Source organism: Oceanobacter sp. 4_MG-2023 (genome assembly GCF_030689165.1).
In the GTDB taxonomy this organism is placed as follows: Bacteria; Pseudomonadota; Gammaproteobacteria; order Pseudomonadales; family Oceanobacteraceae; genus Oceanobacter.
Map to the genome: position 1 here is coordinate 18,880 of NZ_JAUYVV010000021.1, position 23,408 is coordinate 42,287.

Annotated in this window: 18 protein-coding genes; 6 read left to right on the top strand and 12 right to left on the bottom strand. The window is 51.6% G+C overall.

All coding sequences use genetic code 11. From position 1 onward, the window contains the following. Positions 1-31 precede the first annotated feature (31 nt). The gene (gene uspE / locus Q8W24_RS13425; protein ID WP_303434541.1) at positions 32-958 is read left to right on the top strand and encodes a universal stress protein UspE; all 927 of its coding nucleotides are present in this window, start codon (positions 32-34) and stop codon (positions 956-958) included. 150 nt (positions 959-1,108) lie between these two features. Here uspE and Q8W24_RS13430 read toward each other — a convergent pair whose 3' ends face one another. From Q8W24_RS13430 to sdhC, 10 genes are all read right to left on the bottom strand, one after another. Then, entirely contained in the window at positions 1,109-2,998 is a 1,890-nt protein-coding gene (locus Q8W24_RS13430; protein ID WP_303434540.1) for a propionyl-CoA synthetase, read from the bottom strand. Positions 2,999-3,245: 247 nt separating this feature from the next. Then, positions 3,246-4,118, bottom strand: a complete 873-nt coding sequence (gene sucD / locus Q8W24_RS13435; RefSeq protein WP_303434539.1) for a succinate--CoA ligase subunit alpha — start codon at positions 4,116-4,118, stop codon at positions 3,246-3,248. A gap of 9 nt (positions 4,119-4,127) precedes the next feature. Continuing rightward, positions 4,128-5,294: an ADP-forming succinate--CoA ligase subunit beta gene (sucC, locus tag Q8W24_RS13440; RefSeq protein ID WP_305415546.1), complete on the bottom strand. Its 1,167-nt coding sequence runs from the start codon at positions 5,292-5,294 to the stop codon at positions 4,128-4,130. A 126-nt stretch (positions 5,295-5,420) separates the two neighbouring features. Further along, positions 5,421-6,863 carry a dihydrolipoyl dehydrogenase gene (lpdA, locus tag Q8W24_RS13445; protein ID WP_303434537.1) on the bottom strand — a complete coding sequence of 481 codons (1,443 nt, stop codon included), beginning with the start codon at positions 6,861-6,863 and terminating at the stop codon, positions 5,421-5,423. Between the two features lie 24 nt (positions 6,864-6,887). Next, positions 6,888-8,093, bottom strand: coding sequence for a 2-oxoglutarate dehydrogenase complex dihydrolipoyllysine-residue succinyltransferase (gene odhB, locus Q8W24_RS13450; RefSeq protein WP_303434536.1), 1,206 nt, complete (start codon positions 8,091-8,093; stop codon positions 6,888-6,890). A 26-nt stretch (positions 8,094-8,119) separates the two neighbouring features. Further along, positions 8,120-10,957 (bottom strand): 2-oxoglutarate dehydrogenase E1 component, encoded by a 2,838-nt coding sequence (locus Q8W24_RS13455; protein WP_305475609.1) that lies wholly within the window; start codon positions 10,955-10,957, stop codon positions 8,120-8,122. Positions 10,958-11,236: 279 nt separating this feature from the next. Next, the gene (locus Q8W24_RS13460) at positions 11,237-11,947 is read right to left on the bottom strand and encodes a succinate dehydrogenase iron-sulfur subunit (RefSeq protein ID WP_303434534.1); all 711 of its coding nucleotides are present in this window, start codon (positions 11,945-11,947) and stop codon (positions 11,237-11,239) included. Between the two features lie 13 nt (positions 11,948-11,960). After that, complete coding sequence (gene sdhA, locus Q8W24_RS13465; protein WP_303434533.1) at positions 11,961-13,733, bottom strand: succinate dehydrogenase flavoprotein subunit; 1,773 nt, start codon at positions 13,731-13,733, stop codon at positions 11,961-11,963. Positions 13,734-13,736: 3 nt separating this feature from the next. Beyond that, entirely contained in the window at positions 13,737-14,084 is a 348-nt protein-coding gene (gene sdhD, locus Q8W24_RS13470) for a succinate dehydrogenase, hydrophobic membrane anchor protein (RefSeq protein WP_303434532.1), read from the bottom strand. Beyond that, positions 14,078-14,452, bottom strand: a complete 375-nt coding sequence (gene sdhC / locus Q8W24_RS13475; protein WP_303434531.1) for a succinate dehydrogenase, cytochrome b556 subunit — start codon at positions 14,450-14,452, stop codon at positions 14,078-14,080. The genes sdhD and sdhC overlap by 7 nt, the downstream gene beginning before the upstream one ends. 358 nt (positions 14,453-14,810) lie before the next feature. Here sdhC and gltA point away from each other — a divergent pair, with 358 nt between their 5' ends. Beyond that, a complete protein-coding gene (gltA, locus tag Q8W24_RS13480) occupies positions 14,811-16,088 on the top strand; it encodes a citrate synthase (RefSeq protein WP_303434530.1) in 1,278 nt (425 codons plus the stop codon). Between the two features lie 420 nt (positions 16,089-16,508). Here gltA and Q8W24_RS13485 read toward each other — a convergent pair whose 3' ends face one another. Both Q8W24_RS13485 and waaC read right to left on the bottom strand, forming a co-directional pair. After that, positions 16,509-17,318 (bottom strand): MOSC domain-containing protein, encoded by an 810-nt coding sequence (locus Q8W24_RS13485; RefSeq protein WP_305475611.1) that lies wholly within the window; start codon positions 17,316-17,318, stop codon positions 16,509-16,511. A 120-nt stretch (positions 17,319-17,438) separates the two neighbouring features. Further along, positions 17,439-18,455, bottom strand: coding sequence for a lipopolysaccharide heptosyltransferase I (waaC, locus tag Q8W24_RS13490; protein ID WP_305475612.1), 1,017 nt, complete (start codon positions 18,453-18,455; stop codon positions 17,439-17,441). Between the two features lie 163 nt (positions 18,456-18,618). Between waaC and Q8W24_RS13495 the strand changes: the two genes are divergently transcribed. The 4 genes from Q8W24_RS13495 to Q8W24_RS13510 all read left to right on the top strand — a co-directional run bounded on the left by Q8W24_RS13495 (position 18,619) and on the right by Q8W24_RS13510 (position 23,209). Then, positions 18,619-19,566, top strand: a complete 948-nt coding sequence (locus Q8W24_RS13495) for a lysylphosphatidylglycerol synthase domain-containing protein (protein WP_305452416.1) — start codon at positions 18,619-18,621, stop codon at positions 19,564-19,566. A gap of 112 nt (positions 19,567-19,678) precedes the next feature. Continuing rightward, on the top strand, positions 19,679-20,755 hold the full coding sequence (locus tag Q8W24_RS13500) for a glycosyltransferase family 2 protein (protein WP_303434526.1): 1,077 nt from the start codon (positions 19,679-19,681) through the stop codon (positions 20,753-20,755). 5 nt (positions 20,756-20,760) lie between these two features. Beyond that, a complete protein-coding gene (locus Q8W24_RS13505) occupies positions 20,761-22,416 on the top strand; it encodes a glycosyltransferase family 39 protein (protein WP_305475613.1) in 1,656 nt (551 codons plus the stop codon). Continuing rightward, positions 22,409-23,209: a phosphatase PAP2 family protein gene (locus tag Q8W24_RS13510; RefSeq protein WP_305475614.1), complete on the top strand. Its 801-nt coding sequence runs from the start codon at positions 22,409-22,411 to the stop codon at positions 23,207-23,209. The genes Q8W24_RS13505 and Q8W24_RS13510 overlap by 8 nt, the downstream gene beginning before the upstream one ends. Positions 23,210-23,408 lie beyond the last annotated feature (199 nt).

The window sequence follows — 23,408 nt, forward strand, 5'->3', positions numbered from 1 at the left end:
CTTGCACATCAATCACACGGGAGACGCCGTTATGCTGAACATCAATCATTTGCTGGTCGTACTGGACTCTGACCACCCAGAACAAACGGCACTGAACAAGGCACTCTGGTTAGCCGAAGTACTGAAGGCTGATGTGTGTTTACTGGCCTCTGTCTACGAACCTTATTGCGGTGAAAGTCCTTATCTGGAAGAAGAAACCAAACAACAGATCCGGCGGGCACGCATAGAAGCGACCAACCGCTGGATTGAAAGTTTTGTACCAGAAGTGGAAGAACGTGGTCTCAAGGTTCGTACGGAAGTACATTGGAACAAGCATCTGCACGAAGCCGTCATCGAATCTGTCCGTACAACCGACTACGACCTGGTTATCAAGGGAACCCAGCCCCATAATCTGATCGACCGTTTGTTTACCAATACCGACTGGAATCTGATGCGTCATTGTCCGGCGCCGGTCTTACTGGTCAAGTCCCCGGCATCATGGAAACAAAACCGCATTCTGGCAGCGATTGATGCGACCTCAACGGATGAAGGCCATCAGCGCATCAACGACAATATCCTCGCCTATGCAGAACATCTGGCCGACCATTTTGAAACCGACCTGCATATGGTCAACGCTTTCCCCCAAGTGGATCTTGCCTTCGCCATGGTGCCCGAAGTCACTGCCCCGGATGATATTCAGGCCTATATCACCGAGCAGCACAAAGATGCCTGCGAACAGTTGGCGAAAAAATACAATATCAACACCGATCATGTGCATATTGTGGAAGGAGAAACCGACATCGTTGTTGCCGAGACCGCAGCAACCATCGCCGCGGATGTATTGGTCGTCGGGTCCATAGGACGCAGTGGTATTTCTGGTGTATTTATTGGTAACACGGCTGAGCAACTGGTCGACAAGATTGCCTGTGATGTTCTTATCATCAAGCCACAAGATGGCGTATTGCCGGATGCTGAATAACCTGGCGAGCCAGGAATTGCGGGCATAAAAAAACCGGGCCTCAGGGCCCGGTAAAATTCAAGATCAGAGAGTGAGAGAGCGTGATATTCGGGCTGCAGAACAGCCCGGGTCACAATGATATGACTCACTAATCAGATTAAGTTCCTGCTTTTATTTCCTGACGCCTTTTTCTTTCAGGGTTGTTTCGATTTCGGCCAGGCATGCCGGATCATCGATTGTCGATGGCGCGGTGTAATCTTCATTGTTGGCAATATTCCGCAAAATCTTACGCAAGATTTTGCCGGAACGGGTTTTTGGCAAACGCTGTACAACAACCGCATGTTTGAAACTGGCGACCGCACCAATCTGGTCACGAACACGTTTCACCAGCTCACGCTGCAACTCACCTTCGTCAACGTCGATACCATCTTTAAGCAGGATCAGGCCCAGCGGCTCTTCACCTTTCAAGTCACTGGTTTGGCCAATAACAGCACACTCCGCCACTGCTGAGTGCCCAGCCACGACCTCTTCCATTTCACCAGTCGACAAACGGTGTCCGGCAACGTTAATGATGTCGTCAGTACGGCCGAGTACAAACAAGTAGTTATCTTCATCCAGATAACCACCGTCACCGGTCACATAATAGCCTTCAAAGGTACGCAGGTATCCAGCAACAAAGCGGTCATGATTACCCCAGATGGTTGGCAAACATCCCGGCGGCAATGGCAGTTTAAGTGCAATGCTGCCCTGCTCGTTACCAGCAACCGGATTGCCCCGTGAGTCCAGAATCTGCACATTGAAACCAGGTGATGGACGGGTCACAGAACCTGCTTTTACCTCAGCAGGCTCAAGCCCCATATGGTTACCAGCGATAGCCCAGGCTGTCTCGGTCTGCCACCAGTGATCCACAATCGGCCGCTTGATGTGTTCCATCACCCAGTCATACGTCGGTGGATCCAGCCGCTCACCGGCCATAAACACGGTTTGCAACTTGCTGAGGTCGTATTGCTGTGCCAGCAGACAATCCGGGTCTTCCTTGCGGATGGCACGGAACGCGGTTGGTGCTGCAAACAGCCCTTTGACACCATATTCTTCACATACCCGCCAGAACGCACCGGCATCCGGTGTCCGTACGGGTTTGCCTTCATAAAACACGGTCGTACAACCAGCCAGCAACGGGGCATAAACCATATAGGAATGACCCACGACCCAACCAACATCCGATGCTGCCCAGAAGACATCACCGATCTGCATGTCGTAAACGACTTCCATACTGTATTTCATGGCAACCGCGTGGCCACCATTATCCCGAACCACACCTTTCGGCTTACCTGTAGTACCCGAGGTATAGAGTACGTACAGAGGATCCGTCGCCAATACCGGGGTGCAGTCAGCAGGCTCTGCCGCAGCGACACCGACTTCCCAGTCAATATCGTATTGATCATTCAGTTCACAACGGCATAAATCCCGTTGCAGGATAATGCAGCACGATGGCTTGTGTTCAGCAATATCAATCGCTGCATCAAGAATCGGTTTGTATTCAATGATTTTACTTACTTCAATACCACATGAGGCCGACACAACGACCTTCGGTGCGGCATCGTCAATCCGTACAGCCAGCTCATTGGCGGCAAAGCCACCAAATACGACAGAGTGGATAGCACCCAGACGCGCACAGGCCAACATGGCAATGGCGGCTTCTGGCACCATCGGCATATAAATAACAACCCGGTCGCCTTTTTCAACGCCTTGAGCTTTCAGCAAGCCAGCAAAGCGGGCCACTGCCGATGTGAGCTCTTTATAGGTATAAGAACGTTTGGTGTTCGTAACGGGAGAATCATAAATCAGGGCTAACTGATCGCCGCGCCCTTTCAAAACATGATAATCAAGAGCCAGATACGCGGTATTCAGTTCACCATCGGCAAACCAGCGGTCTATGCCATTCTCATCCTTGCTTAAAATAACATCCGGTGCTTTGAACCATTGTATTTTACCGGCTTGTTCTGCCCAGAAACCTTCGGGATCATTGATGGACTGTGTATATTGTTGTTGATATGTCATTAGTCTTCCCCCTTGACTGTCGGGGGATAGCATAAGCGATGGCTCATTCTTGCAGCTATTCGACCAAGGGGGATCACACCTTGGTCTATAACCAGCTGTTGTCAGATTGGTGTATGCCATGTCGATTTCTTCTATAAAACGGCTTTCCATCAAGATGATCTGGCATCATTTGAGTATGGCACAGCCATAAAAAAACCCGCCGAAGCGGGTTCTTTTATGGCTGTTCAAACAACAGGCTTATGCTTGTTTACCAGCCGGTTTTTTCTTTCAGAGCCATACCGATGTCAGCCAGGCTGCGTACGGTAGTCACACCAGCGTCTTGCAGTGCGGCAAATTTTTCATCTGCGGTACCCTTGCCACCAGAGATAATGGCACCAGCATGACCCATGCGCTTGCCTGCAGGTGCCGTCACACCGGCGATATAGGAAACCACTGGCTTGGTAACATTGGCCTTGATGTAGGCAGCCGCTTCTTCTTCAGCAGTACCACCGATCTCACCAATCATTACGATGGCTTCAGTCTGCGGATCGTTCTGGAACAATTCCAGTACGTCGATGAAGTTGGTACCCGGAATCGGATCTCCACCAATACCAACACAGGTAGACTGACCAAAACCATAATCGGTTGTTTGCTTGACCGCTTCGTATGTCAGGGTACCGGAACGGGAAACAATACCGACTTTGCCTGGCAAGTGGATATGACCTGGCATAATACCAATTTTGCACTCTCCTGGAGTGATAACCCCAGGGCAGTTAGGTCCGATCAGGCGTACACCCAGCTCGTCACATTTAACCTTGGCATCCAGCATATCCAGCGTCGGGATACCTTCCGTGATACAAACGATCAGTTTGATACCAGCGTTAGCGGCTTCCAGGATTGAATCTTTACAGAAAGGTGCTGGTACGTAGATAACAGACGCTTCTGCACCAGTAGATTCAACGGCTTCAGCCACAGTGTTAAACACTGGCAGGCCAAGATGAGTCTGGCCACCCTTGCCCGGGGTTACACCACCGACCATTTGGGTGCCGTATTCAATCGCCTGTTCAGAGTGGAAGGTACCTTGGGCACCAGTAAAACCCTGACAAATAACTTTTGTATCTTTATTGATTAAAACGCTCATGATTACCCCTTATTTGCCAGCTGCTGCGGCAACAACTTTCTGTGCTGCGCCAGTCAGATCGGTGTCAGCTATGATGTTCAGGCCACTTTCAGACAGAACCTTGGTGCCTTGTGCTGCATTGTTGCCTTGCAGGCGAACAACAACAGGTACCTTGACGCCAACTTCCTTGACCGCACCGATAACGCCTTCTGCAATCATGTCGCAACGGACAATACCACCGAAGATGTTGATGAATACTGCTTTGACAGAATCATCAGAGAGGATGATCTTGAACGCTTCAACAACGCGTTCTTTGGTAGCACCGCCACCTACGTCCAGGAAGTTGGCAGGGTTGCCGCCATGCAACTTGACGATATCCATGGTGCCCATGGCCAGACCTGCACCATTCACCATACAACCGATATCACCATCCAGAGCAACATAGTTCAGCTCCCATTTGGCAGCATGTGCTTCGCGCTCATCTTCCTGGGAAGGATCATGCATTTCTTGCAAATCCTTATGACGATATACCGCGTTACTATCGATGTTCAGTTTCGCATCCAGACAGTGCAAATCGCCATCAGAAGTGATAACCAGCGGGTTCACTTCCAGCAATGCCAGATCCTTGTCAGCAAACAATTTGGCCAGACCAATAAAGATTTTGGTGAACTGTTTGATCTGATCGCCTTTCAGGCCCAGCTTGAATGCCAGCTCGCGACCCTGGTAAGGCTGTGCGCCAACCAGTGGATCAATCGTTGCCTTAAGGATTTTTTCTGGAGTTTCTTCTGCAACCTTCTCGATTTCCACACCACCTTCGGTCGATGCCATGAAAACAATACGTCGGGTTGAACGGTCAACAACCGCTCCTAAATACAGCTCTTGTGCTATGTCAGTACAGGTCTCAACCAGAATACAACTGACGGGTTGGCCATTTTCATCCGTTTGGTAAGTTACCAGATTCTTGCCCAGCCACTGATCGGCAAAGGCAGTAATTTCATCCTTGGAGGTCACCAGCTTGACACCGCCGGCTTTACCGCGCCCACCTGCATGTACCTGGGCTTTGACAACCCAACGGTCACCGCCGATTTCATCAGCTGCTGCTGCTGCTTCTGCTGCTGTTTTGGCTGCCACACCTTTTGAGACTGGCAAACCGTACTGAGCAAAAAGCTGTTTACCCTGATATTCGTGAAGGTTCATCGCTTTTGTCCTATTTATTTTTAATTTGTCGGATGCCGAACAACTTGTGTGCAAAGCACAGAGTGCGAAGTGTTCAGCTAGATAAACAAAGGCCCGGACTAACCGGGCCTGGGCCTTACCTCGGTCTTACTTTTTCTTCGGGCGACGATTCGCTTTATGAATTGCTGCATTGTTGACAGACAATGCGGCTTCATGAAGCGCTTCAGATACTGTCGGATGGGCAAAAACCATCATACCGACATCTTCTGCACTGGAACCGAATTCCATCGCTACAACCACTTGCTGACAGATATCACCAGCACTTGGTCCAATCACACTGGCTCCCAGAATACGATCTGTCTCGGCACTGGCAATCACCTTGACAAAACCATCAGTCTGGTTACCAGCCATCGCACGGCCATTGGCGGCGAATGGGAAAGTACCTACATTGTACGCTTCACCATCAGCCTTGACTTCTTCCTCGGTTTTACCAACCCAGGCAATTTCAGGGTTGGTATAAATGACCGAAGGAATCACGTCATAGTTAACCTGTGCTTTGTGACCGTGGATACGCTCGGCAACCATAACACCCTCTTCAGATGCCTTGTGTGCCAGCATGGGGCCACGAACCACGTCACCAATCGCCCAGATTCCAGGCGCGTCGGTTTTGCACGCTTCGTCGACATGAATAAAGCCACGCTCATCCATATTGACGCCACAGTCGCCAGCCAACAGATCATCAGTGTATGGCTTGCGACCAACCGCAACGATCAATTTGTCGAACGTTTCGGTCTTCTCTTCGCCACCTTCCTGGAAAGTGACAGCAACAGCACCATCTTTTACCTCAGAACCGGTCACACGGGCACCTAGACGAATGTCCATACCCTGTTTTGTGAACAGTTTCTGAGCTTCTTTCGCAACAGCCTGATCAGCCACGTGCAGGAACTTGTCCTGGGCTTCCAGAACGGTCACCTTGGCGCCCAGACGGCCCCAGACAGAGCCCAGTTCCAAACCGATAACACCAGCACCAATCACGCCCAGACGAGCAGGAACGTCTTTGAATTCCAGCGCACCGGTTGAATCAACAATGATGTCTTCAGTCAGAGGCGTTGGCGGAATGTTCACAGGAACAGAACCGGTCGCGATGATGATATGTTCCGCTTCAAGCAGTTCAGCGTCACCACCATGAGGGGTGAATTCCACTTTTTTGCCAGCCAGTACTTTACCTACACCTTCCAGACCAGTCACACCATTGGCCTTGAACAGGGCAGCAACACCCATGGTCAGGTTTTTAACAATCTTGTCCTTGCGTGCCAACATGGTCGCAATGTCAACAGACACTTCACCGGTGCTGATACCGTGCAGGTCAAAATCGTGCTTGGCTTCTTCATACTTGTGCGAAGTGTCCAGCAGTGCCTTGGACGGGATACAACCCACGTTCAGACAGGTACCACCAAAGACGCCTTTGCCTTCCTTGCTCAGCCACTTGTCGATACAAGCGGTTTTCAGACCCAGCTGGGCACAACGGATAGCAGCAACGTATCCACCAGGACCACCACCCACTACGACTACATCAAATTTTTTGCTCATTACCAATAATCCTTAAATTGTCGATTATACGTCCAGCAACATACGTGCAGGATCTTCCAGCAAGTTCTTGATGGTCACCAGGAACTGAACTGCTTCCTTGCCATCAATCATGCGGTGGTCATAAGACAGCGCCAGATACATCATTGGCAGGATTTCAACCTGGCCATTAACAGCCATCGGACGATCCTGAATCTTGTGCATACCCATAATAGCGGTTTGCGGTGGGTTCAGAATTGGCGTAGACATCAGGGAACCGAATACACCACCGTTGGTGATGGTGAACGTACCACCCTGCATGTCTTCGATACCCAGTTTGCCGTCACGGCCACGCTTGGCGAAGTCACCGATCGTACCTTCGATTTCTGCCAGGCCCATGCTGTCTGTATCGCGCAACACAGGAACAACCAGACCGCGCTCTGTGGATACGGCAACACCGATATCCTGATAGCCATGGTAAACCATGTCATTGCCGTCAAGCGATGCGTTAACCGCAGGGAAGCGTTTCAAAGCTTCAGTTGCCGCCTTGACGAAGAAAGACATGAAGCCCAGTTTTTGGCCATGTACTTTCTCGAACTGGTCTTTGTACATCTTGCGCAGTTCCATCACTGGCTTCATGTTGACTTCGTTGTACGTAGTCAGCATCGCAGCGCTTTGCTGTGCTTCAACCAGACGCTTAGCGATAGTGGCACGCAGACGGGTCATTGGAACGCGTTTTTCGATACGCTCACCAGCAATCGGGGCAGCCACTGGAGCAGCAGCCGGAGCTGGAGCTGGAGCAGCCGGTTTGGCTGGTGCCGATTTCAGGTGATTAACAACATCTTCCTTGGTAATACGACCGTCTTTGCCGGTAGCCTTGATGTCTGCGCCTGCAACACCGTTTTCTTCTGCAATCTTGCGGGCGGCCGGGCTCATGATCAGATCACCGGCGTCTGCTACTGCAGGGGCAGCCTCAGCAGGTGCGGCTTCTGCGGCAGGTGCCGGAGCTGCAACGTCGCCAGCAACAAAAATAGCCAGCACTTCATCACTCAGTACAACATCATCTTCGTTTTTGAAGACTTCTTTCAATGTACCGTTCGCAGGAGCGACTACTTCCAGAACGACTTTGTCGGTTTCGATATCAACCAGCAATTCATCACGCTCAACTGGTTCACCAGGCTGTTTGTGCCAGGTTGCTACCGTGCCATCAGCAACTGATTCCGGAAAAGTCGGGGCCTTGATTTCGATGCTCATTATTGTTTCCTTAAGAATTCCGTCGGTTAGCCCTGCAGATCCAGAGCTTCACTAATGTATTGTTCAAGCTGCGCAAGGTGCAGCGCCATATAGCCAGCAGCTGGTGAAGCAGATGCAGCACGTCCGGCGTAGTTCAGTGTCATTCCCGGCTTAAGGCTGTTAATGGCACGTAGCATGTAATGCTGGCTGTTGTACCAGGCACCCATGTTTTTAGGTTCTTCTTGTACCCAGAAGATTTCTTCCATATTCGGATACAAAGACAGAATGGCCTTCAGATCGTCATGTGGGAACGGATACAGCTGCTCGATACGAACAATGGCAATATCCTTGATCTCTTCCGCGCGACGACGTTCCAGCAGGTCGTAATACACCTTGCCTGAACACAACAACACACGGCGTACTGACTGCGGATCCAGCTCATCAATCTCATCGATAACCGTCTGGAAGTGACCATCGGCCAGCTCTTCCAGCGTGCTGGTTGCCAGTTTGTGGCGCAGCAGGCTTTTCGGAGACATAACTACCAGAGGTTTACGCACCGGACGAATCACCTGACGACGCAGCATGTGATATACCTGTGCTGGCGTAGAAGGAATACAAATCTGGACGTTATGCTCTGCGCACAATTGCAAATAACGTTCCAGGCGCGCAGATGAGTGTTCAGGCCCCTGACCTTCATAGCCGTGTGGCAGCAGCATGGTCAAGCCGCACAAACGGCCCCATTTATGCTCACCACTGGAAATAAACTGGTCAAAGACTACCTGGGCACCATTGGCAAAATCACCAAACTGGGCTTCCCAGACCACCAGTCCACCCGGTGTTGTCGTGGAATAACCATATTCAAAGGCCAATACGGCTTCTTCAGACAGCAAGGAGTCGTACAGATCAAAGGATGGTTGATCGTCACTGACATGACATAAAGGGATATAACGGCTGGCGTCTTTCTGATTGTGCAGAACGGCGTGACGGTGCGAGAAAGTTCCCCGGCCAACGTCCTGCCCGGTAATCCGTACTGGATAACCTTCTTTCAGCAAGGTTGCGTACGCCATGGTTTCAGCGTAGCCCCAGTTGATCGGCGATGCACCGACTCCCATGCGGCCACGGTCTTCCAGAATCTTGCCAACCTGACGCTGAACGGCAAAACCTTCCGGTATTTCCAGCAACTTGGCGGACAGCTCTTGCAGGGCTGCCAGATCAAAGGAGGTATCAGCAGTGGCTGTCCACTCATGACCCAGATACGGTGTCCAGTCGACGAACAATTCCTTGTTAGGCTCTTTGACCAGGCTTTTTACTACGTGGCGGCCTTCATCCAGAGCACGGCGATATTCTTCTTCCAGCTCTTTTGCGTCTTCAGTAGTAATAACGCCATCAGCAATCAACTTCGCCGCATACAATTCGCGGGTTGTTTTCTGCTTCTTGATTTGTGCGTACATGATTGGCTGGGTACCGGATGGCTCATCCGCTTCGTTATGGCCACGACGGCGATAACAAACCATATCAATCACAACGTCTTTCTTGAATTCACGACGGTAATCAGCGGCCAGCTGTGCAGCAAACAGTACAGCTTCCGGATCATCACCATTCACGTGCAGAATCGGTGCTTCGATAACCTTGGCAACGTCGGTACAATATTCAGTAGAACGAACATCTTCACGTTTGGAAGTAGTAAAGCCTACCTGGTTATTGATTACGATATGAATCGTACCACCGGTTTTGTAAGCCCGGGTCTGGGACAGCTGGAAGGTTTCCATCACCACACCCTGACCTGCAAATGCAGCATCACCATGCATGGAAATAGGAACCACCAGTTCACCGGCTTTATCACCACGACGATCCTGACGGGCACGAACAGAACCCTCAACAACCGGCGATACGATTTCCAGGTGAGACGGGTTAAACGCCAGCGCCAGGTGTACTTCACCGCCAGAGGTCATCACATTGGATGAGAAGCCTTGGTGGTATTTTACGTCACCATGTGACTGGTATTCAGACTTGCCTTCGAACTCATCAAACAGATCGGACGCTTTTTTACCCAAGGTGTTGATCAGGGTATTCAGACGACCACGGTGCGCCATACCAATAACAATTTCTTTGGCACCGTATGAGCCGAAACGCTGAATCAGTTCATCCATCAGAGGAATCAGTGACTCACCACCTTCAAGACCAAAACGCTTGACGCCCGGGTAACGGGAACCCAGGTATTTTTCCAGGCCTTCAGCTGCAACCAGACGCTCCAGCAAATGCAGTTTGACTTCATTACTGTATTTGGGGTGGGCACGTGCACTTTCCAGTCGTTGCTGGAACCAGCGTTGCTCTGCGGTGTTAACAATGTGCATGAACTCGGAGCCTACGGTACCGCAGTAGGTTGCTTCGAGCACATCGATAATTTCTTTCAGCGTTGCTTCTTCCTGGCCCATAAACAGGGTACCAGTCTGGAATTTGGTATCCAGATCCGCTTTCGACAAGCCATGGAAATGCAGATCCAGGTCGGGAACATTTTGTCGTTCCATCAAACCCAGTGGATCCAGAGAGGCATGCTGGTGACCACGGCCACGATAGGCATTGATCAGTTGCAGTACCTGAACCTGTTTACGCTCATATTCAGTACTGACACTGCCTTGGGAAACCGGACGGTTACGATGCTGATTTTTTGAAATGAGCAGAAACTGTTCACGGATCGCTTTGTGGGGAGTGTCGACGGTAACGCTTTCGTCGGCCCTTGGAAGTTGATCAAAATAATTACGCCACTCTTCAGGTACCTCACCAGGATCCTTAAGATAGGCTTCATAGAGCTCTTCTATGTAAGCAACGTTACCACCCGCTAACTGGGAGGTGCTCCATAGCTGCTCCATTGTTTGCTCGTGCATGTACGATCACCCTGTTCCTGTAAACATTGAGGAGATCACCCACAGAGTATTTTGCACCGACTCTAGCACTGCCAGACGAGTTAGAGGGCCGACTGATAGGTCGCAAGGCCTCTGAGGTGAATCAGGAATACCCTGATCCCTCAATTGCATTATTAAATTCGTAAAATCACGCTTTGTGGGCGTGATTTTAAAAAATTTTTCACGAAAACAGACTGTGTGTCCAGCCCACTTACGTCTAACCAGCACCCCGTATCATACGGGATGCAGGCCAGTTGCCGATTAAACCTGTTGGTTCAACAGCATGTTGCGGATATGACCAATTGCGCGGGTCGGGTTAAGACCTTTTGGACATACATTGACACAATTCATAATACCCCGACAACGGAACACACTGAATGGATCAGACAGATCACTCAGACGCTCTGCTGTTGCGGTATCACGGCTATCCGCCAAGAAGCGGTATGCCTGCAACAGACCGGACGGGCCAACAAATTTATCCGGATTCCACCAGAACGACGGACAAGCCGTTGAGCAGCAGGCACACAGAATACATTCGTACAGACCATCCAGCTTCTCGCGCTCTTCCGGCGTCTGCAAACGTTCGATCGCAGGCGCAGGTCGATTATTCAGCAAGAACGGCTTGATGCGCTCATACTGGGTGTAGAACATGGCCATATCAATCACCAGGTCACGAATGACCGGCATACCGGGCAGCGGGCGCAATACCAGCTTGTCCATCTTGCCGTTGGTCGCTTCGGAAAGCGGAGTGATACAGGCCAACGCGTTCTTGCCGTTAATGTTCATGCCGTCAGAGCCACAGACACCTTCACGACAAGAGCGGCGATAAGCCAGGCTTGAATCCTGTTCTTTCACCAGAGCCAAGACATCCAGAACCATGACATCTTTGCCGCCAGGAACGGTGATATCGTAATCCTGCATGTAAGGCGCAGAATCCTTTTCTGGGTTGTAGCGATATATACTTACCAGCATTGCATACCTCCCATTAATAGGTACGGATTTTCGGTGGGAACGCTTCCATGGTCTTGGGAGCGAAGTTCACTGCGCGCTTGCCAATCGTCTTGGTTTGCGGGAAGTACAAGGAGTGGCACAACCAATTTTCGTCATCACGTTCAGTGAAGTCGTTACGGGCGTGTGCACCGCGGGATTCCTTACGCTCAATAGCCGCAACCGCAGTTGCATAGGCTGTTTCGAACAGGTTATCCAGCTCCAGGGCTTCAATACGTGCCGTATTGAAAGCACCACTCTTGTCGGCCAGCACAGTGTTCTTGACGCGAACACCCAGCTCATCCAACATTGCCAGACCTTTCTCCATGCTTGGGCCTTCGCGGAATACACCGAAGTACAATTGCATGGTTTTTTGCAGGTCTGCGCGCACGTCAGCCACACTCTCACCTTTGGTGGAGTTGTTCAGACGATTCAAACGCGCCATTGCCGCTTCAACATCGGCTTCCGATGCATCAACTGATTCAAATCCATCGCGGAAGCTTTGTTCAACCTGCAAACCAACAGCACGGCCAAACACCACCAGATCCAGCAGTGAGTTACCACCCAGACGGTTGGCACCGTGAACCGAAACACAGGCGATTTCACCCGCGGCATACAGACCTTCAATAACAACGTCATTGCCGTTTTCGTCAACGGTCAAGGCCTGGCCACCAATATTGGTCGGTACACCACCCATCATATAGTGACAGGTTGGAACCACCGGGATTGGCTCTTTCACAGGGTCAGCGTGGGCGAAGGTGCGAGACAGTTCCAGAATCCCTGGCAGCTTGGCATTCAGGGTTTCTTCACCCAGATGATCCAGCTTCAGGAATACGTGATCGCCATCTTCACCACAGCCACGGCCACCCAGGATTTCCAGTACCATGGAACGGGCAACAACGTCACGACCAGCAAGGTCCTTGGCGTTTGGAGCATAACGCTCCATGAAACGTTCACCGTCCTTGTTGATCAGGTAACCACCTTCACCACGACAGCCTTCAGTAACCAGTACACCCGCTCCGGCAATACCGGTTGGGTGGAACTGCCACATTTCCATATCCTGCATTGGCACACCAGCACGGATCGCCATACCAACACCGTCACCGGTATTGATCAGGGCATTGGTTGTGGACTGATAGATACGTCCTGCACCACCGGTTGCCAGCACTGTCGCCTTGGCTTTGATATAGAGCGTTTCGCCCGTTTCAATTTCAATGGCGATCACACCAGCGACCTGACCCTTGGAATTTTTCACCAGATCAACGGCATACCATTCATTCAGGAAGGTAGTGCCGCCTTTCAGGTTGCCTTGATACAAGGCATGCAACAGGGCATGACCGGTACGGTCAGCCGCAGCACAGGTACGGGCAGCCTGACCACCCTTACCAAAGTCCTTGGACTGTCCACCAAATGGACGCTGATAGATTCGACCTTCTGATGTACGAGAGAAAGGCAAACCCATGTGCTCCAGTTCGAACACAGCCTGAGGACCGACTGAGCACATGTACTCGATAGCATCCTGGTCACCGATATAATCGGAGCCCTTGACGGTATCGTACATATGCCAGCGCCAGTCATCATTGGGATCATCGGAAGCAATGGCACAAGTAATACCACCCTGTGCTGACACAGTGTGGGAACGGGTTGGAAAAACCTTGGTCACACACGCGGTTTTGATACCCGCTTCGGTCAGCTGCAGAGCGGCACGCATGCCAGCACCACCACCACCGATCACGATGGCATCAAACGAAATGGTTCTGATTGATGACATAACTCACACGCTCCAGAGGATATCGATACCCCAAACGAGGTAAACAAACAAAAAGCCGACACACACCAGCTGGAACAAGAAACGTACACCAGTATTTTTAAGGTAGTCGGTTGAAATGGTCCACATACCAACCCAGGCATGTGCACAAATAGATATCAGGGCGGCCATACTGAATACTTTCATCCAGGTCTGAGCAAACAATCCCTGCCACTGAGCGAACTGCAAATCTGGTGAAGCCACCAGAAAGCCCACAAGAAACAGTGTATAGAGGGCCAGCACAACAGCACTAGTTCGCTGTACTACCCAGTCATAAAGGCCACTACGGCCAAGATTTGTAACACTTGCTACCATACCCAAACTCCTGCCAGAAGAATCACGATCGCACCAAGTACCAGAGTAATAATGGCAGCAGTACGTCCACCTTCTTTGCTTTCACCAATTCCCATGTCCATCAACAGGTGTTTGATACCTGCCACAAAGTGGTAACCCAACGCAGACAAAATGCCCCAGGCGATGAACTTGACTATTCCGTTATCAAATGCGCTCGTCAAATTGGCGAAGCCTTCCGCAGACTCCAGTGACTCTGCCAACGCAGCCAGCATAAATGCGACAGCGAAGAACAGGATGAGACCGGAGATACGATGGATAATGGATGCTTTGGCGGGAAGAGGGAGCTCAATAGTAGTAATATCCAAGTTTGTAGGTCTATTGCTATTCACGGCTCTTTACACTCTCTTATGGGCTCACTACCCGCAAAACGGGGAGCGAGCGCGGGCTCAAGAAGACGGTCCCAACCTGTACAACTCTTGCACAAGTTTTAAGACCGCGACAAATTATAGTCATGCACCTTCTCTTTTACAAACACTTAGCACCTTGAGTTTACTACTATGGTATGTAGTGTTTACACGATGCCCAGACTCAGCGTGTCTGAATCGGGGAATATACCCTGTCGAAACAGAAAAATATGCTCGACCCCATGGTAATTGACAAAATGAGTTCACAACCTATAGTGAACCCCCTTAATTAGAGGTAACGCCTTAATTACTGGGCTTAATTTGAACAGCAGGAGGCCTATCCATGGCTGACAAAAAAGCAATACTAACGGTCGATGGCATTAAAGAATCCCTGGAATTACCTGTATATGAAGGAACCTTGGGGCCGGATGTTGTTGACGTTCGTAGCCTGACTGGCAAAGGCCTGTTTACTTACGACCCTGGTTTCGTATCCACAGCAGCCACAGAATCCAAGATTACCTATATTGATGGTGATGCCGGTGTTTTACTGCACCGCGGCTACCCTATTGAGCAACTGGCAGAGAAATCCGATTACCTGGAAACCTGCTACCTGTTGCTGCACGGCGAACTGCCATCACCAGCCGAAAAAGAAACCTTCGTCAGCACAATCAAGAACCACACCATGGTTCATGAGCAGCTGAGCCATTTCTTTAACGGTTTTCGCCGCGATGCCCACCCCATGGCCATCATGTGTGGCGTAGTGAGCGCCCTGTCTGCGTTCTATCACGACTCACTTGATATTCATGATGACAAGCACCGCGTCATTTCCGCGCATCGCCTGATTGCGAAAATGCCAACTTTGGCAGCTATGGTTTACAAATATTCCATCGGCCAGCCATTCATGTATCCGCGCAATGATCTGAGCTATTCCGAAAACTTCCTTCACATGATGTTCAATACACCATGCGAAGATCGGGAAATCAGCCCAATCCTGGCCAAGGCCATGGACCGCATCTTCCTGCTCCATGCCGATCATGAACAAAACGCTTCCACTTCGACTGTACGCCTGGCCGGCTCTACCGGTGCCAACCCGTTTGCCTGTATTGCTGCCGGTATTGCGGCACTTTGGGGCCCGGCACACGGCGGCGCCAACGAAGCAGTACTGCACATGCTGGCCGAGATTGGTGATGAATCCAACATCGACAAGTTTATTGCACGTGCCAAAGACAAGGAAGATCCTTTCCGCCTGATGGGCTTTGGTCACCGCGTATACAAAAACTTCGATCCTCGCGCCAAGGTGATGAAACAAACCTGCGACGAAGTATTGGCAGAACTCGGCATGGAAGATGATCCAATGCTGAAAATCGCCATGAAACTGGAAAAAATCGCTACCGAAGATGAATACTTCATCAAACGTGGCCTGTATCCAAACGTCGATTTCTACTCTGGCATCATCCTCAAGGCAATCGGCATTCCAACCGAACTGTTCACGGTTATCTTTGCCACTGGCCGTACGCCGGGCTGGATTGCCCACTGGAATGAAATGATCAGCAGCGACTACCGTATTGGTCGTCCGCGTCAGCTATACACTGGACATCAGCGTCGGGATTACCCAGCCTGATTTTCATAGCAATAAAAAAAGCCGCTTAATAGCGGCTTTTTTTATGCAAACAAACTTCTCATATAATCGTTTTCCCTACACCAGAATCAGCACTCTCATTAATAAAAACACCTATTGATTCAATAAGAATTTTCAATAATTGATATTTTCTTTATAGATCTTGGTCGTATATGAGCACCACTGACTGGCCATATCAACAGACCGGCTTTAATACTTTTTATATCAGCCAGACAAAAGTAAAGCCGACCAATGGCTATATAACATAGCGAGAAAAAACAGATATCCAGAAGAAACTTCCCGGCAGGCTCATCGTATTTCACCTTTCATCCATCGTACTGATGACACTAAAGTCGCAAATTTCACCCTCGTCAGCTCAGTGCTCACCCGCAACGACGGACAAAGTTGCCAAACACTACACCATCAGGCCACCACGACAGCCAGTGAATCCCCTACCGCCAACACCTTAATCCGCTCAACCAGCGCGTTTTGTCCAAATATCAAGCGTCGATCAATCAGGCAATGCTGCTTCAAAGCCGCCACAACGTCAGGCTGGCGCTGTTGGGTCAGAAGGTCTCGAGTCGGTATCACACAACGTTCACAGGGCTTGACCAGTAACAACTGCCCTTCATCATGAGTCAAAGCCCGCCATTGCTGCTCTGCAAATGCCTCCCCACCCCGTACCACCACATTGGGCCGAAAGCGCAGCATATCGATGTCCAGCCCAGCACTTTGACTCAAGGTCGCCAAGGACTCCTCACAGGTCACCAACAAAGGGAAACCATCAGCAAAACCAACCCACTGTCCGACGCTGGCACACTCCCGGTCGACCTGACGATGACTCTCGGGCGGCATAAACACCAGTCGTGCCGGTTTGCCCAATACTTCCGTCAGCCAGTTGGCCGCCAGATCTCCGCAATCCAGTGCTTCCGCCTTGTCCGACCAGACAGAAACGGTCAGCTGCCGACTACTGGCACCGGGAGGGTCAACCACCAGGTCTTCCATTCCATCCATCCCCAGAGTCAGCACACCTTGCTGCAACCGGGTCTGGATACTCGCCATCACAGGCAACCGGCGCTGAGTCAAAAACTCACCTTCCGGGTCAACAATCATATAGCGACGATCTCCTACCGGCCCTTGATGATCAAAGGTCAGACGATCAACCCGATAGCCGGCACAGGATTTGACCGGATACAAATACAGATCAGCAATTTCTATGGTTTGCGCTGTCATGGTAGCCCTCCGGCTGACATATTCTGGTAAAAAATAACGATGCCACAAAAAGCCATACAGACGCCAATCGATACTTGCCATGATGCCCATTGAGGCAACCACAGGCCGTCGTCACCCCCTTCACATCCTTGCCAGTACTGCTTGCATCACTGCTGCAGGAGTTATCTGCTGATAACACGGCGGCTGAATATCGCCGCTTCCCGGGTGAAGGCAGCGTTTTGACAAACAGGGGGCGCATGAGTAATCACTTTTTAATACCGTCATGGCAGGCCCCAGGGCCCCGGTCAGGGAAGCATCGGTAGCACCATAAATAGCCACTGCCGGAATTTCCAGAGCGGCGGCCACATGGCTCAAGCCGGTATCCACTCCCACAATGGCTTCAGCATGAGCCAGATAGGCAGTCAAGGAGTCCAATCCCATTCGAGGTAGTACACTGACACCCTCCACCCCATCAGCGATGACCATTGCCCGCTGATGTTCTTCTTCATTACCCCAAGGCAATACCACCTGGCGGCCACTGGCAACCACATCCGTTGCCAGCTGACGCCAATAATCCTCCGGCCACAATTTGGTAACCCAGGTTGTGCCGTGCAAAAACAGCCAATAACTGGCCTCTATGTCCGGAGCCTGCCAGCGATGGCGATCCACCCCATAGCTGAAGGGGTACTGTGTTTCATCGTAGCCCAGTGCCATCGCAAACAAGCGCCGCAAGCGATGGATGGCATGTTCCCCTCGCGCCACAGACAGAGTCTGGTCATACGCTCGTGCTGCCAGAGGTTCCCGGGCGCTGTGACGATCCAACCCTACTTTGCGACCACACGCCAGTCGAGTAATCAGCGCACTTTTAATCAATCCCTGGGCATCCATCACAAGATCGTACCGGGTTGATTTCATTTGCTGGTAAAACGCGCGCATTTCCGCCCGGTTATGCGCTGCCAGCGGCTGCTTGCGCCAACGCCGCCAGGCCACCGGAATAACCTTGTCGACCACCGGATGCCAGGCAGGAATATCTGCAAAAGCCTCCTCGACCACCCAGTCGACCGATAAACCAGGCAAGGCCCGGCGAGCATCTTCCAAGGCAGGCAAGGTATGAAAGACATCCCCCAATGATGAGGTTTTAATCAGCAGAATTTTCACAACAGCACCCAACTACACAGTTGCGCGGAAAGTACCGCCTGCCTGCCCAGGATGCAAATTTTGCTGCTCCCCGGACACGCCTTTCTTGACAAGCCCTACCGGCAGCGCAAGTATCGCTGCCCCGGCAAACCTCACCCGCCTTGCTCACAGGAACCGTCATTACATGCTGCTCAGATCGTGGAAATTCTGGATAAGCCTCGCCATTCTGCTGGTCTTTGCCGTTGTGGTTGAACGTAGTTATGGCTGGATCGCAGTACTGGCCAGCTGGCAACGTATATCGGCGGCAGAGCTGGCCGTTGCAGTCACCCTGATGCTGGTCAGCTATTTGCTGCGGGCATTCCGCTTCTACGACTTTTTTAATTCATACTGCCACGGCCACTGGTGGCGGCTGACCCGCATTACCGTATTACATAACTTTTTTAACAATCTGTTGCCCATGCGCAGCGGTGAGGCGGCATTCCCGATGCTGATGAAAACCCATTTCAGCTGCCCGGTACGCCATAGCTTGCCTGCGCTGTTATGGCTACGACTGCTGGATCTTTATGTCTTGCTGGCACTGGCGGTCTGGACCTTGAGTGATCTGCCCGGCAACCCGATCTCCGTTGATCCCGCACATGTCTGGCTGTGGCAAGCTGGCTTGCTGGTTTTACCGTTATTGGTTTTACCGGTACAGAATCGTATCCGTCAGCTGTTAGCCAGTCACCCGGGTTCCGTTGCCAACAAACTCGCTGACCTGATGCAGGCCCTGCCTTCGTCGCCCTGGCCGTTTATTCGTGCCTTGTTATGGACGCTGGTCAACTGGGTACTAAAGCTGGCAATTTACGCTTGGGTGTTGCAACAATTTATTACACTCAGTTTTGGGCAATCCTGGGTCGGTGCCAGTACCGGAGAGCTCAGCAGTATTCTGCCGATTCATGGTGTCGCAGGTGCAGGGACTTACGAAGCAGGTATTGTCGCCGGATTGTTGCCCTGGCAACTGGACACCGCAGCAGTCCTGGCCGCGGCTGTTAACCTGCATCTCTTTGTACTCGGTTGCACCCTGCTGCTGACCGCCATAATCACCTTGGCCACCAGCCGCTTGGGCAATCGGCACAGCAGTACAAATACCTAGGTATCCAGGTGTTGAAAGATTAATTGCATCTATGCAACGGTTGCCTCGTTTTATCACTCGGCGCTTTTGGGTATCATCCGCGGACTTTTAAAGTCTGCAGAGTGGTAACCCCGTGATAGATTGTAGCAAGCCGTCCTTGTCCATCGTTATTCCCATGTACAACGAAATTGACAATGTCGGCCCCATGGTTGCCCGGGTACATGAAGCCCTGATCAGCTATCAGGGTTACTGGGAACTACTGGTGGTGGATGATGGCAGTAACGATGGCACCCCCCAGGCACTGCACCGCGAAGCGGAACAATACGGTCCTCATGTCCGGGTCATTGAATTACGCCGTAACTTTGGCCAAACAGCTGCCATGCAGGCGGGCATCGACGAGGCTCGAGGTGAGATGATCGCCACGCTGGATGGTGACCTGCAAAATGATCCCGCCGATATTCCCCGCATGATTGATCACCTGATCGAAAAAGACCTCGACCTGCTCACCGGCTGGCGTAAAAATCGCAAGGACGACCTGGTGATGCGCAAAATTCCGTCTCGCATCGCCAACCGCCTGATCGGCAAGATTACCGGTGTACGGATTAATGACTATGGCTGCTCACTGAAAGTCTATCGGGCTGCCATTATCAAGCAAGTACGCCTGTACGGTGAAATGCACCGCTTTATCCCTGCTTGGGTCGCTGCGGTTGTGCCCCCCAGCCGGATCGGTGAAATTGTTGTTACCCATAATGCCCGCACCGCAGGTACCTCCAAATACGGCATTTCCCGTACTTTCCGGGTGATTCTCGATTTGTTGTCGGTTTACTTTTTTATGCGCTATCGCGCCCGTCCAGGCCACTTTTTTGGCATGATCGGTTTGGGCATGGGATCGATTGGTACGTTGTTATTAATGTATCTGGCAGTGATCAAGTTCGGCTTTGGTGAAGATATTGGTAGCCGCCCTCTTTTTCTGATCGCGGTGGTCTGTGTTATCGCGGCGCTGCAATTCCTTACCACCGGCGTCATGTCTGAGCTCATTTCACGTACCTACTTTGAGTCATCACAGCGGCAGCAGCATCAGTATATTATCTATAATCGCGATGGCGCTTCCGACGACAAGGAAGCCTGCTGGGCAGCTCCCGGCCAGGTTATTGTTGAAGCATCCACTCCTGAAGCCAATTCAGATAACGACGTCAGCAGTCAGGGCTGATTGCGATGAAAATACCACTCCCCACAGCGTTGCCGCTGTGGTTGCTGCCCGTGCTGATCGGATTTTTTTCCCTTAATCTGGGTGGCTATTTGCTGTTTGATCATGACGAAGGCGCTTTCAGTGAAGCCACTCGCGGCATGTTTGAGCGTGGCGATTTTATCACGACCTGGTTGAACGACCGGGTACGGTTCGACAAACCGATCCTGATTTACTGGCTGCAAGCCATCTCGATATCCCTGTTTGGCACGGAGGTCTGGGCTTTCCGCTTGCCTTCTGTGCTGGCAGGGATTGGCTGGTCTTTGTCGGTGTTTGCCTTTGCGCGTCGTTATATCAGCCGCGATACCGGCATCGCCGCTGCCATCATCTGTGCCAGCGCCCTCGGCATCAATATGATCTCCCACGTGGCCACGGCGGATGCGTTACTCAACCTGATTCTCACCGCTACGTTGCTGCTGATGTATCACCACAGCCAACTCAGTCTGGTGCAGCCTGAATCCCCCGGTACCCGGCAGGTGCTTTACGGTATCTATGCCCTGATGGCACTGGGTGTACTTACCAAGGGGCCGGTCGCCGTCGCGATTCCCCTGGTGGTCAGTGTGATTTTTTATCTCTGGAGTGGCCAGCGTACTGCCCTGCTGAAAGCACTGTTTTTTGTACCGGGCTGGCTGCTGTTTCTGGTCATTGCGGCACCCTGGTACATCGCCGAATACCTGGCTCAAGGGCAGGCGTTTATTGACGGTTTTTTCTTTAAACACAACGTCAATCGCTTTAACAATGCCATGGAAGGTCATGATGGTGGCTTGTTGTTTTACCCACTGGTATTGCCTTTTGTGCTGGCTCCTTTTGGGCCGCTGCTGCTGCGTATGCTGCCCAGCATCACAAGTGTTACGCGGGAGCCGCTCAACCGGTTCTTATGGATCTGGTTCTTGTTTGTCCTGATCCTGTTCAGCCTTGCCAGCACCAAATTACCCCACTACATATTGTATGGCTGCACGCCGCTGGTGTTATTGATGGCCCGTTATCGCTTTCAACTGCGTCGCCGTTGGCTGGTCGCCATACTGCCCTTGCTGTTTTTTGCGCTGATGGCGGCTTTTCCCTTACTGATCCCTTCGATCAAGGCTGGATTGACCAATCCGATCGAAATCGAAACGGCGGAACGTGCCGCTCTCTACGTCAATCAGGATTTTGCCATTATTGCAGCGGTGTTTGGCCTGCTCTCACTCCTGGCCATACTCTGGAAGCGTCTGCCTATCTGGCACGGTCTGTTGGTTACTGGAGCACTGCAGACCCTGTTTGTCTGGTATGTATTCGCTCCGGCCTTCAGTGAAGCACAACAACGCCCTATTCATGACGCAGCGATGTTTGTGCGCCAGCTGGGCCTTGATGTGGTCACCCAGTCAATTGATACCCCCAGTTTTAACGTCTATCTCGACCGGGTAACACCACGCCGGTCACTGGAGCCCGGTGAGATCGGTTTTGGCCGGATCGACCGCGTCCAGAAAATCGATGATTACCAGCTGCTGTTCCAGTCTGGCCCCATCGTTATTATTCGCCGGCCGGATAACACCGCAGGCGAGGCAGCCGAGCCGATCTCCACTCATGACCCGGCAGCGGCAACCCAACAAACACCGCCTCCAGCAACAGAGACCCTTGATGACTGATACCTGTTTGCCACTAGCGCGCCGTCATCTGCTGCCATTACTGGTAGCAGCCGCTCTGTTATTGCTGTTCGCTCTGGTGGTCGCTTTAACCGGCACCAATGCGGCCCTGTTTCTGATGCTGAATCAGGATGCTGGCCTGCTCCCCAATGCCTTGTGGGCAAATCTGACCTTCACCGCCGATACGGTCTTTGCCATGTCATTGTTGTTGCTGGTCGCCAGCTTCCGCCCGGCCCTGTTCGCCCCCAGCCTGTTGTTATTGATACTCGGCACTCTGTTTGTGCACGGCGGCAAAGCCTTGTTTGATGCCGCCCGCCCTGCGGCGGTACTGGTATCCGACAGTTTTCAGATTATTGGCCCGGTATTGCGCCATCACAGCTTCCCTTCTGGCCATTCGTTTACCGCACTGGGCGCCTGGACCCTGGTAATTCTGGCTGTGCCACCGCGCGGGCTAATGCCTCTGCTTACTCTTGCCCTGCTGGCAGCGGCCAGCCGTATCGCCGTTGGTGCCCACTGGCCACTCGATGTACTGGTGGGGTCAGCCTGCGGAATTCTGATGGCTTGCTTGTCTGCCTGGCTGGTGCAAGCATCTGCCTGGTTGCGTCGCCCGGCGGTCTTGTTTAGCTCGGCGGCATTATTAACCATTGCAGCCGTCTATATGCCCTTTTTTGACAGCCGCTACCCCGATACCCGGCTCTTGGCGACGGTGATGGCGCTTGTCACGCTCTCGACTGCCGCCGCAAAATTCTGGTGGCCCAGGGTGCGGCAAGCCAAAACACCATCATCCCTTGATTGAGATCAACACGACTGGGCTGGCGACATTGTCAGCCGGCAATCGGCTCTGACATTTGATTACCGATTCTCAGTTAAGGATATTTTTCTTTATCCATTTTTGCCGTCTGCTATATAGTAACCGCCAATTTCATGGAAATTGGGCCTTTAGACGGTTCATTACTTCTTTTTGAAACAATAATTCAACGTGTTTGTCGTACACT